The sequence below is a fragment of the Actinacidiphila acididurans genome, from assembly GCF_016918855.1.
Classification (GTDB): domain Bacteria; phylum Actinomycetota; class Actinomycetes; order Streptomycetales; family Streptomycetaceae; genus Actinacidiphila; species Actinacidiphila acididurans.
This window is the reverse complement of record NZ_JADKYB010000018.1, coordinates 63,562-78,750: the sequence shown is the minus strand read 5'-3', so window position 1 is coordinate 78,750 and position 15,189 is coordinate 63,562. Positions and strand designations below refer to the sequence as shown.

General features: G+C 71.9%; 12 protein-coding genes. 11 read left to right on the top strand and 1 reads right to left on the bottom strand.

What is annotated here, in order from left to right; genetic code table 11:
* Window positions 1-23 precede the first annotated feature (23 nt).
* The 10 genes from ITX44_RS28805 (at window position 24) to ITX44_RS28760 (ending at window position 12,358) form a co-directional block, all read left to right on the top strand.
* Window positions 24-1,361, top strand: coding sequence for a B12-binding domain-containing radical SAM protein (locus ITX44_RS28805; RefSeq protein ID WP_205360540.1), 1,338 nt, complete (start codon window positions 24-26; stop codon window positions 1,359-1,361).
* A 4-nt stretch (window positions 1,362-1,365) separates the two neighbouring features.
* Complete coding sequence (locus ITX44_RS28800) at window positions 1,366-2,460, top strand: arginase family protein (protein WP_205360538.1); 1,095 nt, start codon at window positions 1,366-1,368, stop codon at window positions 2,458-2,460.
* Entirely contained in the window at window positions 2,457-3,509 is a 1,053-nt protein-coding gene (locus ITX44_RS28795) for a hypothetical protein (protein WP_205360536.1), read from the top strand. Before ITX44_RS28800 ends, ITX44_RS28795 begins: the two co-directional genes overlap by 4 nt.
* A complete protein-coding gene (locus tag ITX44_RS28790; protein ID WP_205360534.1) occupies window positions 3,509-4,444 on the top strand; it encodes a PHP domain-containing protein in 936 nt (311 codons plus the stop codon). The genes ITX44_RS28795 and ITX44_RS28790 overlap by 1 nt, the downstream gene beginning before the upstream one ends.
* On the top strand, window positions 4,441-7,038 hold the full coding sequence (locus ITX44_RS28785; protein WP_205360532.1) for a lantibiotic dehydratase: 2,598 nt from the start codon (window positions 4,441-4,443) through the stop codon (window positions 7,036-7,038). Before ITX44_RS28790 ends, ITX44_RS28785 begins: the two co-directional genes overlap by 4 nt.
* A complete protein-coding gene (locus ITX44_RS28780; RefSeq protein ID WP_205360524.1) occupies window positions 7,035-8,288 on the top strand; it encodes an MFS transporter in 1,254 nt (417 codons plus the stop codon). The genes ITX44_RS28785 and ITX44_RS28780 overlap by 4 nt, the downstream gene beginning before the upstream one ends.
* Entirely contained in the window at window positions 8,285-9,193 is a 909-nt protein-coding gene (locus ITX44_RS28775) for a phosphotransferase family protein (RefSeq protein WP_205360523.1), read from the top strand. The genes ITX44_RS28780 and ITX44_RS28775 overlap by 4 nt, the downstream gene beginning before the upstream one ends.
* A 42-nt stretch (window positions 9,194-9,235) precedes the next feature.
* A complete protein-coding gene (locus tag ITX44_RS28770; protein ID WP_205360521.1) occupies window positions 9,236-9,811 on the top strand; it encodes a cob(I)yrinic acid a,c-diamide adenosyltransferase in 576 nt (191 codons plus the stop codon).
* A 120-nt stretch (window positions 9,812-9,931) separates the two neighbouring features.
* Complete coding sequence (locus ITX44_RS28765) at window positions 9,932-11,053, top strand: MerR family transcriptional regulator (RefSeq protein WP_205360519.1); 1,122 nt, start codon at window positions 9,932-9,934, stop codon at window positions 11,051-11,053.
* Between the two features lie 204 nt (window positions 11,054-11,257).
* A complete protein-coding gene (locus ITX44_RS28760; RefSeq protein WP_205360518.1) occupies window positions 11,258-12,358 on the top strand; it encodes an oxidoreductase in 1,101 nt (366 codons plus the stop codon).
* A gap of 87 nt (window positions 12,359-12,445) precedes the next feature.
* Here ITX44_RS28760 and ITX44_RS28755 read toward each other — a convergent pair whose 3' ends face one another.
* A complete protein-coding gene (locus ITX44_RS28755) occupies window positions 12,446-13,387 on the bottom strand; it encodes an FG-GAP repeat domain-containing protein (RefSeq protein ID WP_307795533.1) in 942 nt (313 codons plus the stop codon).
* A gap of 397 nt (window positions 13,388-13,784) precedes the next feature.
* On the opposite strand from ITX44_RS28755, the gene ITX44_RS28750 reads away from it, so the two are divergent.
* Entirely contained in the window at window positions 13,785-15,077 is a 1,293-nt protein-coding gene (locus ITX44_RS28750) for a M14 family zinc carboxypeptidase (RefSeq protein WP_205360517.1), read from the top strand.
* The last annotated feature ends 112 nt before the right edge of the window (window positions 15,078-15,189 follow it).

Here is a 15,189-nt window from a genome sequence, read left to right as displayed (position 1 = left end):
ACATCATCGAGCAAGGGACGACCATGCCCAAAAGCTGCATAGTCCAACTTCCTTTCCCGTCCAGTCATGACCCGGATCCCCGGCTGTCGAACTACTACGACGACTACGACCGGAGATTCCGGGCGTTCCTCCCCGAGTACTTCATCCCGTCCGACGGGTTATGGGAAATGCCGCTGTGGGTCGCCCATCTGACGGCCCTGCTGGACACCGCGGGCATCGACTCCGTCTTCCGTGACCTGTCGAGGACGCCGGCGGAACCGGACGACTGCTCCGAACCGCTGCTGGCGGCGACGGCCCCCGGCGACCTGGTCCTCATGTCGCCTCTCGCCCAGAACTTCCGCCTCGCGCTGGACGTGGCCAAACACCTGGAACACGCCGGACGCCGTGTCGTCCTCGGCGGGAACATGGCCCCGCTCGCCCCGGACGGTGCCGTCCACGCGGTGCACCGCGGTCAGCTCGACGCCACCTTCGTGCGCAGACTGGTGGGGCTCGCCTCCGGAGCGGGCGGGGGCCTGGAGAAGCCGCTGCTGCCCGGGCTGGCGTCCGAGCGGATCACCTGGGCGCCGGACTACCGCCACCTCGGCGGCTACGAGGGCCAGGTTCCGCTGCTGCGGCTCAATGCCAGCCACGGATGCCTGTACCAGTGCTCCTTCTGCGGCGACGCCTGGAGCAAGCAGCTCACCCTCGTCGAGAAGAGCGCCCTCGAGCAGGAAGTGGACGAGCTCACCGCCCGGTTCCCGGAGACCCGGCTCTTCTACATCGGGGACAAGACGTTCGGTCAATCACGCGAGGCGGTCGCCAATCTGCTGGACGTCTTCCGCGACCGGCCCGGATACCGCTTCATCGTGCAGACGCATGTCATGCAGGTGAAGGACTGGATCGTCGACGCCATGCTGGAACTCGGCGTCGTCGCCGTGGAACTCGGCTTCGAGTCGGCCGACTCCCAGATGCTGAAACGGCTCAACAAACTCTCGCGGGGCCTCGACGACTACACGACGAAAATCCACAAGTTGAGCGACGCCGGTCTGAAGGTCGTACTCAACATGATGGGCGGCCTCGACGAGGAAACGGAAGCCGCGCACGGCCAGACCGTCGACTGGATGCGGGAGAACAGTTCGGCGCTGTGGCTCTTCAACCTCTACAATTTCGTTCCCTATCCGCTGACCCCGGACTTCCCGAGGCTGCGTGAGCGCATTTTCGACTGGGAATTCGCGGATTGGCGGGAGGACGCGCCCGTCGTCTACCGGCCGCAGCACCTGTCCCCCGAAGCGAGCTGGGACCTGTTCCAGGAGAAGATCGCCGCCGCGCACGACATCATCCGCACCCCGACGACCGTTCCCACGTCCTCTGCGCAGGAGTGATGACATGACCGAGCTCCCCGACTTCGAAGCGCTGCAGAACAGCGTCAAGGCCGAGGACTTCGTGGCGGACCCGCTGCCGGGTTGGGCCGGTATCGGGACACTCTTCGGTGCCCCCACCACTCCCGCCGACCGGGTGGACGTGGGGGAGGACGGCTGGGTGGTGTCCGGCGTTCCCTTCGACGCCACCGCCAGCTCCCGGCCGGGAGCCGCGGAAGGGCCCCGGGCCATCCGCCAGGCGAGCCTGGTCTTCTCCAGCTACCTGACCAGTCTGGGCCAGTGGCGGATGCTGGACACCCGCACCGGCCAGGCCTTCCGCTACCGCGCCCCCCAGGTCGCGGATGCCGGTGACCTGCACGTCTACCCGACGGACACGGTGCGGACGTTCCAGGCCGTCGCGGCGGAGAGCCGCCGGGTGAGCCAGTCCGCCCCACGGGTGATCTTCCTCAACGGTGACCACTCGTGCACGTTCCCCACGTTCGCCGGTTTCCGTGCCGGGCGGCTCGACCGCGGCGCGGGCCGCGTGGGGTTCATCAACATCGACCACCACTTCGACTTCGGCAACTGGAGCACCCTGCACGGGCCGCTCTACCACGGCTCCAACTCCCGCCGGATCAGCGAGATCCCCGGGATGCACCCGGAGGACATGGCCTTCGTCGGTGTCGGCGACGTCACCAAGTACGACCAGTACCGGGGGCTGATCGACAGCGGCTTCCACATCGTGCCGGGCTCGCAGATCGTCAGGGACGGCGCCGCCGCCGCGCTGCGCCCCCTCGTCGAGGACCTCGGCTCGCGGTGCGACACCGTCTACGTCTCGCTCGACATCGACGTGCTCGACAGCGCCTCGGCGACCGGCACCGGCCATGTGACCATGGGCGGCATCAGCACCGGAGACCTCCTCGACGTCTACGAGGAACTCCGCGCGCTTCCCGTCGGCGCCGTCGACATCGCGGAGATCGCCCCTCGCTACGACCCGTCCGGCAGCACCGCCCAGATCGCGGCACGCCTGCTCTTCGAGTTCCTCTTCCGCGCCGAGTGCGTTCCGTCCGACTTCGCGCCCTGGTCCGACAGCACTTCCGACGAACCCCTGGAGCAGCAGTGAAATTCACCCCCAGCGAGGCTCGGTTCGACTGCACCGATCTCGTCTCCGGGTCCGAGGACCGGCGCGAGCAGGCGCTGGACGACCTGGCCGCCGCGTCCGTCGACGTCATCCACCGGGTCGGCTACGCGGTGTTCCGGATCGGCCGCCTGCGGCTGGGCGTCGAGGAGAGCCGCCGGCTGTCCACCGCCCTGGCCGAACGGATCCGCGCCGCGCTGATCGCCCGCGGCGCCCCCGCGCAGATGCGGCTGGAGATCGACCGACCGCAGCAGACGTACGTACCCGAGGGCTTCTCCACCCGGACCCTGCTGCCCCACCACGACGGACAGCACTGCTCGTACCTGACGCCCAGTCTCCAGGACGCGCCCGACTGGGATCCCGCCTGGCGGGAGTTCGGCAGTTCCGGCTACACCACCACTCCCGCGCACAAGATGTACCAGGGCATCTTCCTGCCCGACGTGGGAGAAGGACTGAGCGTCACCACCTACTACGACTTCCTCGGCGTCATCGACGACGTGCTCGACCGGCGCGGCATCGACCTGGGGGACGACCGGCCGGCCGCCGCGGCCCGCTGGATCGGTGACAACCTGCGCCGGGGGCTGGAGCGCCAGCCGGAGCACGGCTGCGTCTACCCGTCGTTCGGAGCCATGCTCGGTCTCGAGGAACCCCATTGGCACGGCCTGTCCTTCCACCACAGCGAGGCCGTACTGACGAAGGAGGAACGGGTCCGCTTCCCCGCCGCCGTGCCGCTGACCCAGCGCTGTGCCTGCGGGGAGTGCGAGGGCGAGGCGGCACGTCTGTTCTGCCACCAGGTGCTCATGGCCACCGGCCTGACCTGGGCGCAGTTCCGGCGCCGCTGGGAAGTACTCGCACCGGGTGAGCACTGCGACCTGTTGTTCGGCCACAACCTCACCATGCTGCACGGCGGCCTGGCCGGCGGCCCCGGGCGGATCATCGAGCCCTTGTGCCTGGTGATGGACAACCCGTCCGGCGCCGAGTACGAGCGATGGCTGGCCGCGTCCTGGCGGCGAGCCCTGCCCGGAGCGCATTGATGCGGGGGGCGTCCGCCACTCTCGCCACCGCGGTGGACCTGCATCTGCACACTCGGCACTCCGACGGGGACGAGACTCCGGCCGAGCTGGCACGGCGCTGTGTCGACGCGGGGCTGCGGGTGGCCGCGGTGACCGACCACAACACCGTGGCCGGCATCGCCGCGTTCGAGCAGGCCCTCGGCGGACGCCTCACCCTCGTACCGGCCTGCGAAATCACCGCCGCCTGGCGTGGCGAGGAGACCCACTGCCTGGCCTACTTCGTCGACCCCCACGACCTGCGGTTCCAGGAACGGATCGGTGGCGTCCACGACGCCGAACTGGCGTGGTGGCGCACCTGGATCGACCGTGCCCACGCCATAGGAGTGCCGCTCACCTGGGACGATGTGGTGCGGCGCCTCGGCGGCCACCGGGTGGCCTATGTGGGGGACTATCTCGCCCTGCTGCTGGAGGCGGCGCACGGCGACCCGAGGTTCGCCGCGTACCCGGCGGATGCGTACGACCGGCTCGTGGCCGACTGGTGCCGTCCCGGCCGGCCGCTCCATGTGGAGCACCCCGAGATGCCCGACGTGGTCGACGTCCTGTCGTGGATCGAGGAGGCGGGCGGGGTCGCGGTCCTCGCCCACCCCGGCCGGTTCGTGACAGGCATGGACGGCTCCGAGTGCGCGGCGCTGCTGGAGCCCCTGCGGGAAGCCGGACTGGCCGGGCTCGAAGTATGGACGAGCTGGCACACGCCGACGCAGAGCAGCCACCTCGCCGAGGTGTGCGACCGGCTCGGCCTGGTCGCGACCGCCGGGTCCGACTACCACGGGGTCCGGGTCAAACCCTGGGCGCCGCGGCCCGGCCTGCTGCCCGCGCTCCCCGCGGATCCGCCGGCCGTCATCGACGCGCTGCACGATCGTCGTCCCGTCCGCACGAGTACCAAGGCAGGGCTGTGACCAGCGTCAACGACTCCCAGACCAGCACGATCCCCGTCCCGGGCGGGGCGTGGAGCCTGGTACCGATCGTCGTGCTCCGGCAGGCCGGCTTTCCGATGGAGGCGCTGGACCCCCTCGTGGACTCCGCCTCCGTCGGCGAGGCACACGCCCTCCTGGAGCACAGGAAGCGGCTGGCCTCGCTGGCGCGGGAACTCAAGCCGGTGCTGCGGCGGCACCCGGTCCCCGGTGGCCCGCAGTCGGCGTCGCGCGTGGGCCGGCTACGGCCACTGCCCGGCCGTGAACTGCGGCGTGCCACCGCGGCGCTGCCCGACGAGGCCGCACGCACCCTGCGCGCCTACCAGGAGTGCGCGCAGGAGTTCGCCGGAGAACAGGAGGCCTTCGCCACCCGGCACCGCGCCCGCCTGGACCGCGCCAGAACCGCCGTGGTCGAGGCGTTCGGCGACGAACGCCTGCGGCAGGTGCTGCTGTTGTCGAACGACTCCGCGTATCCCGAGTTCGCGGCATGGCTCGACGCCTTCCAGGGGGACATGGGCCGGCACACCCGGAGAATGACCGACCTGCTCACGATGTACCTCCAGCGGGTCACGACGAAGAACGAGACGCACTCCCACTTCGGACCGTTCACCGTGGGCCGGGTCGGGGACGTGCCGGGCATCGCATGGACCTCGGAACGGGAGATGGAGCGCAGGACGCTCTTCAGCCACTGGGCCGCGGAGAAGCTCGCCCAGAGCGCCGCGGCGGCCCCGGGCCTGTTCGACTTCGTACGTCCTCGCAGGCGCCCGCTGTCCTTCCTGCGCGAGGGCCGTATCGACCTCTACGCGTTCACCACCCGGGACGGGCTGGACACCGACTGGAACTTCCAGCACCTCGGGGGCAGGGAGGTGGCGGCGCACGAGGAATGGATGTGGCGACGCTGCGACGGCGAACGGACCATTCACGAGTTGCGCTCGCACTGGGACACCGAGTTCGGTCCCGACGCCCCCGTCTCCTTCGAGCAGGTGCTCAAGGAACTGGTCGAGCGCGAGTGGGTGGTCGCCGAATTCGAGATCCCCGTGGGCGACCACGAGCCCCTGGCCGCCCTGCGCCGGCAACTGCTCCCCGCTCCACCGGAACAGGCCGCACCGATCCTCTCGGCAACGGATCGCTTCGAGCAGGACCTGACCCGCTTCGCGACGCTGCCCCTCGCCGAGCGCCCGGCCGCACTGGCCGCGATCAAGGCCAGGTTCGAGAGGCTGACGGGGACACCCGCGAACCGCAACAGCGGCCTGCATTACGCCGACCGGAGCATCCTGTTCGAGGAGGCCCACGGCGAGCCGGCCGACCTGACCATCGGACCGGACATCGCCCGCTTCATCACGGACGAACTGTCGATCGTGTACGAGACCGTGCTCGCGCGACCGCGGCTGCGCATGCGGCGTGAGCTCGTCATTCTCACGCGATGGGTGGCGGAGCGCTTCGGCGCCGACGTCGAGGTGCCGCTGGACCGCCTCTACTCGGAGTTCTTCCGGGACCGGCACGCCCTGGCGCAGGAGTGCGCCGCCGTCGAGACCGAACTGGCGGCTCTCGACCGGGTGATCACCGACGCCCTGCTGGGCGAAGAGGGCGTGGACCGGCCGGAGGTCGTCGTGGAACGGGACCGGATGGAGGCGATCCTCGCCGCCCATCCCCGTACCCCCGCGGCGGTCGTCGATCCGGACGTGCTGTTCGCCGCCGCCAGCCGCCAGGATCTGCGGGAGGGCCGGTTCACCGCGGTGATCGGAGACTGCCACGCCGTCCGCGAGGTCATCACCCACACCAGTTTCGGCCCCCTGATCCAGGAACGCGCCCCGGAACTGCTGCCGGAGGTCTACGCGGGCTACCTGTCCCTGCTCGACGACGGCGAGGTCCTGGCCAACCTGTCCCGGGGCCACCCGGACAAGTCGTCGACGCAGCTCGTCTACCCCTGCTACGACCTGGAGGTCTTCGGCCGTTCCGGGCAGTCCCGCGACCGGGTGGTGCAGCCCTCGCAGCTGTACGTCGTGCTGCGGGACGGGCGGCTGGAGCTGCGGGCCCGCGGTGTCGAGGGCAGGCTGCGCCTCATGGCGCCCCCGGCCGGCGGACCGAGCATCCGCCAGGACCCGCTCTCCCCGTTCGCCTTCCCGCGGCACTTCGGCGGAGCGGGGCTGGACGCCCCCGCCCTGGACCACATCCCCCGTATCCGGTCCGGCCGTGTCGTCCTGCAACGCGAGACCTGGCGGGTCCCCGCTGCGCGCCTGCGTGGCGCGGCCGCTTTCGACGGCCCGGTGGAGCGGACCGGGGAACAGGCGGGCGGGGAGGAGAGCGCGGAGTTCGTCGCGGCCTGCCGGCTGCGCGCCGAACTCGGCCTGCCCCGACACGTCTTCGTCAAGATCCCGGGTGAGCCGAAGCCGGTCTACGTCGACTGGCAGGCACCGCTCCTGGTCAGGCAGCTGTGCCGGCTGGCCGCGCGGAAAGGCGGCACCCTGGAGGTGTCCGAGATGCTGCCCACGCCCGACCAGCGGTGGCTGAGCGTGGACGGCCGTCGCTACACCAGCGAGCTGCGGTGCGCCGTGTTCTCACCGGGGAGCCCGGCGTGAGCGCCCCCACCGCCGTTCGCTTCAGCTCCGGGTATCACCGGATGATCGGCGCCGCGAGCGCGTCGGCGGTCGGCGACGGCATGCGGTTCGCCGCCCTGCCGCTGCTGTCCGCAGCGCTGCTGCACGGCGCGTTCCGGGTGTCCGCGGTCACCGCCGCCACGACGGTGCCCTGGCTGCTGTTCGGCCTGCCGGCGGGGGCGTATGCCGACCGGTTCGAGCGCGGTCGCCTGATGGTGATCGCCGACCTGCTGCGCGCCCTGACGCTGATCGTCACTGTGGTGCTGCTCGCCTGCGGCGGGCTCACCTTCTGGCCCCTGCTGGCCGCGGCCTTCCTGCTGGGTGTCGGGGAGGTGCTGTTCGACTGCGCGTCCTTCGCGCTGCTGCCCAGCGTCGTTCCCAAGGACAAGCTGGAGACGGCGAACGGCCGGCTCTTCCGGGCCCAGACCGTGGGCCGCGATCTGCTGGGGCACGTGCTCGGAGGGGTGCTGTTCACGGTGGGCCGGGCCATCCCCCTCCTGCTCGACGCGCTCTCCTTCCTGATGTCCGCGGCGCTGCTGACCGGCGTTCGCGGGCCGCGGCCCGAGCGCTCCGCCGACAGGCCGCGACTGCTGGCCGACATCCGCGAGGGCCTGGACCATGTGCTGCGTGATCCTCTGCTGCGCGCCATGACCGTCTCCGCGGGCGTCATCAACGCCGTGTACCTCGGACAGATCGCCGTCTTCGTCCTGCTGGTGCGCGACGTGCTGAAGCTCCCGAACGCCGCGTACGGGGCGCTGCTGGCCGCCGGAGCCGTCGGAGGCGTCGTCGGCAGCATGGCCGCGAGCCGTATGACCGCGGCGACGGGCCGGATCCCCACCCTGGTCGGGAACCTGGCCCTCATGGGTGTCGGAGATCTGGCGGTGGCGGCGACGAAAAGCGTGTACGTGGTCGCCGTCGGCTACTTCGCCGCCGGGTTCGGCCTCATGGTCTGGAACATCGTGGCCGTCTCCCTGCGGCAGGAGCTCATCCCGGACCGCCTGCTCGGCCGGACGACGGGCGTGTACCGATTGTTCGCCTGGGGGACGATGCCGCTGGGCGCGCTGCTCTTCGGCTGGCTGAGCACGATGGGGGGACCGCAGACGGCCTTCGCGGCCGGCGGCGCGGTCACACTGGCGATGTGCCCGCCCATTGCTCTCACCATGCTGAGGGACAGCAGGCTGAAGGGCAGCAGGATCACCGACGACCGCAAGACCCCCGAAGGTGCACGATGAGTGAGCGATTCGCCGAGTTGGACCGCCTGGCCGAACAGTGGGGCCTGAGCGGCCTGGAACCGGTCGGCAAGGGTCTGGAGTTCTCCGTCTACCGGGCGCAGGGGCGCGACGGGCTGCCGGTCGCGGTACGGCTCGCGCACCGGCGATTCGACTCGAACGCCAATGACCCGCACGTGGACACCCGAGCCCTGCTCCTTCAGGAGTACGCGATCGCACGGCATCTGGCCGCCCACGGTCTGCCGGTCGCGGAGGCGAGGGAACTCGTCCTGGCGGACGATCCGGCACTCCCCGACGTATTGCTGTCCGCGTACGTCCCCGACGACGGGTCGGAGCTCGACTCCTTCGCGCTCGGGCAGCTCCTCGCGCGGCTTCATCAGGTGCCGCCGCCGCGCCTGACGCCCGTCGCGTCGGAGGCAGTGCCCACGGCGCGTGCGATCGCCGCACGCATCGGCCGCCGATGGGCCCGGATCGGCGACCTTGTCGACGACTGGCCCGAGCCGCCGGACGCGTCCCTCGTCGCCGAACGGCTCGCCGGCCTCACCGAGGACAGCCTCCTCCACCTCGACGTCCGCAGCGACAACATCAGGCGCCGGCACGGGCGGGCCGTCGCCCTACTGGACTGGTCGAACGCGCTGCTCGGGCCCCCCGCGCTGGAGTTCGGGCGGCTGGTGGAGTACGCGAGGTATCCGGAGAACGAGCTCGACATGGAAGCGATCCGCAGCGGATACGCGACGCTGGCGACCGTGCCGCCCGACAGCGATCCTTGCCTGTCCGTGTGCCGGCTGGACGCCGCGCTGATGCTGGCTCTCGTCTTCCTTTCCGAGGCGCCCGACCCGAGCCGTGGACCGGCGGCGGCCGACCACGCACGGGAGCTCGCGCTCAGGACGATCGCACCGCACGCGTAACAGCTCAGGTCATTTCTCACCGCGAATCCCTTGGAGTGCGTCATGGTGAACCTCACCCGTATCTACACGAAGACGGGAGACGACGGCACGACCGCTCTTGGTGACATGAGCAGAACGAGCAAGCTGGACCCGAGGCTCGCGGCCTACGCCGACGTGGACGAGGCGAACTCCGCGATCGGCGTGGCCGTCGCCGCGGGGGACCTCCCGGACGAGATCGTCACCCTGCTGGTGCGGATCCAGAACGACTTGTTCGACGTGGGCGCGGATCTGTGCACGCCCCTGTCGGGATCCGGGCGCGACACGGCTTCGCTTCGGGTGGCGGAGTCGTACATCGAGTTCCTGGAAGAGCAGTGCGACCGGTTCAACGAGGGGCTCGAAAAGCTGCGCAGCTTCATTCTCCCCGGCGGAACTCCCGGCGCCGCATTCCTCCATCAGGCCCGCACGGTGGTACGCCGCGCCGAACGCGCGACCTGGGCCGCGCTGGACGAGCACGGCGACACCATGAACAGCGCCACGGTGAAATACCTGAACCGCCTCTCCGACCTGCTCTTCATCCTCGCCCGGCAGGCCAACGTCACCCGAGGCGACGTCCTCTGGCAGCCGGGCGCCAACCGGTAGGACGCCTCCGGCCCGACCGCCGAGGCCGACGTCCCGGCACGAGGTTGACCTTGCCCCTGGGGGAGACGGCAGGGTCGGTGGAGCCGGGCCGGGAGGCGGCCCGGGACGAGGAGGGGCCGGATGGAGCCGGAGCTGCTGGGGATCGGGGCGTTCGCCCGTGCGTCGCGGCTGTCGCCGAAGGCGCTGCGGCTCTACGACGATCTGGGCCTGCTGCGGCCGGCCCGGGTGGACCCGGTGACCGGGTACCGGCGGTACGCCCCGGACCAGCTCGAACAGGCCCGGCTGGTGGCGTGGCTGCGCCGGCTCGGCATGCCGCTGGCCCGTATCCGGCGGATCTGCGCGCTCGCGCCGGAGCAGGCCGCGCACGACGTCCGGGCGTACTGGGCCGCCGTGGAGGCCGACACCACCGCCCGACGCGACCTGGCCGCCTTCCTCGTCGACCACCTCAGCGGGAAGGACCATGCCATGCCCACCCCTTTGACGATCCGTTACGCCGCCGGCTCCGACGCCGGCCTGGTACGGGCGAACAACCAGGACATCGCCTACGCCGACGACCGGCTGCTGGCCGTCGCCGACGGCTTCGGCCCCGGCGGCGCCCGCGCCGGAGCCGCGGCCGTCGCGGCACTGAAGCCCTTGAAGCACATGGAGCACATGGCAGACCCGGACTCCGCGGCCCCGCCGGCCGGCGGCCTGCTCGCCGAACTCCAGGACGCCGTAGACCGAGCCGAGCATGCCGTGCGCGCCCTGGCCGATACGGACGGCGCCCGTACCCCGGACGCCCCGGACGACGACTCCCGCGCCGGGACCACGCTCACCGCGATGCTGTGGACCGGTTCCCGGCTCGCCCTGGTGCACATCGGGGACACCCGGGTGTATCTGCTGCGCGGGGGCGAGCTGTTCCGGATCACGCAGGACCACACCCTGGTGCAGGCGATGGTGGACGAGGGACGCATCACGGCGGAGGAGGCGGCCGGCCACCCGCAACGGGCCCTGCTCCTGCGTGCGCTGGCGCCCGGCGCCGACGGCACCCCCGACCTGCGCCTGCACGACGCCGAGCCCGGAGACCGCTATCTCCTGTGCTCCGACGGCCTGTCCGCCGTCGTCCCCGACCCGGACCTGCGGCGCGCGGTGGTCGCAGCGGACGGCCCCGAGCAGGCCGTACGCGACCTGATCGCGCTCGCCAACGCCCACGGCGGCCCCGACAACATCGGATGCGTGGTCGCGGACGTACTGGCGGCGTGATCGCGAGCGAAGGGCTGCCCGCGCGCCGGACGGCCCGACGGCGGCGGCCCTGCTCGCCCGCTTACCCGGGCGAAAGCGAGGAGCCATGACCCCTGCGGGTGCCGGCCGCCCGCCGCGAAGGGCGACCCTCAGCCCCGAGAAAGCGCTCGCCCCTTCGAGCCGCGCTTGATGGCCGCCCCAGCGGGCGTTTCTAACGTCAAGGACATGACCTCCTCACCCTCACTGTTCGCGTCCGCTCGCGTCGGCGGGCTGGAGCTGCCCAATCGCCTGGTGATGGCGCCGATGACCCGGACCCGGGCCGGCGCCGACGGGGTGCCGGGGCCGCTGATGGGCACGTATTACGCGCAGCGTGCCGGTGCCGGGCTGATCGTGGCCGAGGCGACTACGCCGAGTGCGGTCGGGCGGACGTATCCGCACATTCCCGGGATCCACAGCGACGCGCAGGTGGCGGGGTGGCGGACCGTCACCGAGGCGGTGGGCGCGGCGGGCGGGCGGATGGTGCTCCAGCTCCAGCACGGCGGGCGGGTCGGCCACCCGGCGACGTCCGGGCACATCCCGCTCGCGCCCTCGGCGGTCGCGCTGCCCGGGACGATCATGACCCCGGACGGGCACCTGCCGACCGTCGAGCCGCGTGCGATGACGGCCGCGGACATCCGGGCCACGGTCGCCGACTTCGCCGCCGCCGCGCGCAACGCGGTGGCGGCCGGTTTCCACGGGGTCGAGGTGCACTCGGCCAACGGCTACCTGCTGCACCAGTTCCTGGCGCAGAACACCAACCGCCGTACCGACGGCTACGGCGGCCCGGTCGCGGCGCGGATCCGGTTCACCGTCGAGGTGGTGGCCGCGGTCGTCGAGGCGATCGGCGCGGACCGGGTGGGGGTGCGGCTGTCCCCGGGGTGGCGGGCGGAGGGCATCGAGGAGGGCGACACCGAGGCGATCTACCCGCCGCTGGTGGCGGAGCTGGCCCGGCTGGAGCCGGCCTGGCTGCACCTGGTGCAGGCCGACCCGGACCAGCCGCTGTTCGGCGGGATCCGCCGGGCCTGGCCCGGCACGCTGATCGCCAACCCGGCCTCGTCCCACCGGATGATCCCGGCGGACGGCGGCCTCGCCTCGGCGACCCGGCTACTGACCGCCGGCGCCGACCTGGTCTCGCTCGGCCGGCTCTTCCTGATCAACCCGGACCTGGTCGAACGGCTGCGCACCGGCGCGCCGGTCAGTCAGGCGCTGCGCGGCGACCGGCTGCTGTACGTACGCGGCGCCGAGGGCTACACCGACTACCCGGCGCTGGCCGCCACCTCCCGCTGACGGCCGCGGGCCCGCCGCCGGGAAGGCGTCCCGGCGGCGGGCCCGTACCTGTGCGGATCCGCGAAGGGCGGTCAGGCGCCCCTGCGGTCAGAACAGGTAGTTGTACGAGTTCCAGTTGGTGCCGATCTGCGCCCGCGTCTTGTACGGCGCCGCCGCGTTGCCGGTGCCCGCGTAGAACCAGAGCACGCCGTGGGTGTCCCGGGCCAGCAGGTCGTTGTGGCCGTCGCCGTTGGTGTCGCCCAGCGCGATCAGCTTGTTGTACGTGTTCCAGCCGGCACCGATCTTCGTGCGCGGCAGGAACGGCTGCTTGTAGGTGCCCGTGCCCTTGTAGAGCCACAGGGTGCCGGAGGAGTCGCGGGCGACGATGTCGGCCTTGCCGTCGCCGGTCAGGTCGTCGCGGCCGGCGATCTGGGTGTAGATGTTCCAGCCCGCGCCGACCCTGACCCGGCTGCCGAAGGTGCCGTTGCTGTTGGACAGGTACTCCCACAGCACGCCGCTGGTGTCGCGGGCGAGCAGGTCGGGGTAGGCCGCGCCGCCGATGTTGCCGGGCGTCACGAAGGCGTTGTACGAGCCCCAGCCGCCGGCCAGCACCGTGCCGGAACCGCTGCTGCCGGTGAAGACGCGCAGCTGGCTGCCGAACCGCGCGTACACGTTGACGTGCGCGGTGTTGGCCGAGTTGTTCTTGAAGAACGCGGTGGCGGAGCCCATGCCCGTGCCGGTCTTGACCCGGGCGGCGAAGCCGCCGGCCGCCTTGGGCGGGTAGTCCCAGATGGTGCCGGCCGAGTCGCGGCCGTCGATGCCGAACGCCCAGGTGTTCTGCGTGGCGGCGGTGGGCGCCTGGGTGGCGAAGGCGGTCCGGGCCGGCAGCGTGTTCGCCCGCGCGGAGTACGGCTTGCTGATCACCGCGCCGCCCTCGTCCGCGCTCGCGGCCACCGAGGTGCCGACGGCCAGCGCCAGCGAACCGGCGGCGACGGCCAGCAGCCGGGCCCGGGTGCGGCGGCCGGCGCGGCGGGTGTGGTGCGCATTCACTTGTGGTCCCCCTAGCAGACATTGTCCCGTTACCCGCTCGGCGCGTGGCGGAGCGAGACCCCAGAAGCTACCGCCCGCCGCCCCGGCAAGGCCGCACAGAAGGGTCATGGGTTCGTCATAGCTCCGTCACAATTCCCCCTTGCCACCCCGCGCCGTGTCCCGGCCGGTGCCGGGCCCGGGCCTACCCTTGACACACCGGGCCGATCCGAACAATCTGGGCCATGCGCGTCGCGGCATCCGTTCAGCGCCGTCCATGCCCCTTGCGTGTCCCTTGCATGTGCCTTGCATGTCCCATGCGCGAGAGCAGAGCTGAGCCAGCACCCGGCTGACCGCGCGTCACGGGTACGTACACGTAACGTGTGCCGGCGGAGAGCGAACGGATGAGGAGGAGCCGTTTATGCGCGGGCCAGACGCCTATCCGACGGTGTCCGGTGTGGCCGCGGCGGCCCGTATGCTCACCCGCCGCCACCCCGACCTGTGCCGGATGCGGCTGGCCGGGGAGTCCCGGGCCGGGCGCCCGCTGTGGCTGCTCCAGGTCGGGCACGGCAGCCGGCACGTGCTGGTGGTGGCCGGCCCGCACCCGGACGAGCAGGTCGGCGGCGCCACCGCGCTGTGGCTGGCCGAACAGGCCGTATGGGACCGGCAGCGGGTCGCGGACGCGGATCTGACCTGGGACATCCTGCTGTGCCTGGACCCGGACGGCGCGGTGCTCAACGAGACCGGCCCGGCCGGCCCGCGTCCGGCCGCGGTGCACTACCGGCACGCGTACCGCCCGGCGGCGGCCGAACAGCCGGAGTGGGCGGGCTCCTTCCGGGTGCCGGGCGACGAGCTCCCGGAGACCTCGGCGCTGCTGGCGGTCATCGACGAGCTGCGGCCGGTCCTGCAGTGCTCGCTGCACGGCACCGACGTGGGCGGCAGCTGGGTGCAGCTCACCGAGGACATCCCCGGGCTGTCCGAGCCGTTCGGGAAGTACGCCGCCGAGCTCGAGATCCCCGTGCAGACAGGCACCTACGATGCGATCTACTGGCCGACCGCGGGGCCCGGGGTGTTCGTGATGCCGCCGCCCGGATCGCAGGAACGGTTCGCCAGCGAGCCGGAGAACGCCAAGGGCTCCACCTGGAGCCGCCCGCACCGCCACGGCGGTTCCACCGTGCTGGTCGAGGTGCCGATGTGGGCCTCCCGCAAGGTGGCCGACCCCGCGCCGCACCCGGACCCGGCGCAGGCGGTGACCGTGCTCGCGGCGCGGCTGCGCAAGGAGGGCGCGGGCGCCGCCACGGCGCTGGAGCGGACCCTGCCGCTGCTCGGCGACGACCTGACGGGCCCGCAGGGGGCGCTGCTGCGCGGCGTGGAGCAGGCGGTCGGCGCGGTGACCGGGCTCGCCGACGACTACGAGGGACTGGCCGTCACCTCCCCGGTCCCGCTGACCATGGCGCACATCGCGGCGCTCGACATCGCCGCCCGGCGGATCCCGCTGCGCGCCACCGGCATGCTGCTGCGGCTGCTGGACCAGCGGCGCCTGGCGGACGACCCGGACTCCGAGGGCGGGCGGGTGCGGGCCCGGCTGGAACGGCGGCTGGAGGCGGGCACCCGCGACCTGGTGTTCGGCATGGACGCCAAATGGGTGCCGGTCGGCGACCAGGCGGAGCTCCAGGCGCGCACCGTACTGGCCGCGGTGGAACTGCTGCCGTGATCCGCGCCTCTTTTTGACGGGGGGACCCGTGTCGCGGCCCGTGTGATCCCGTGTGATCCGGCGACAGGTGACGCGTCCTGTGGGCCGGGAGTTGCGCGGGGGGAACCTCGGC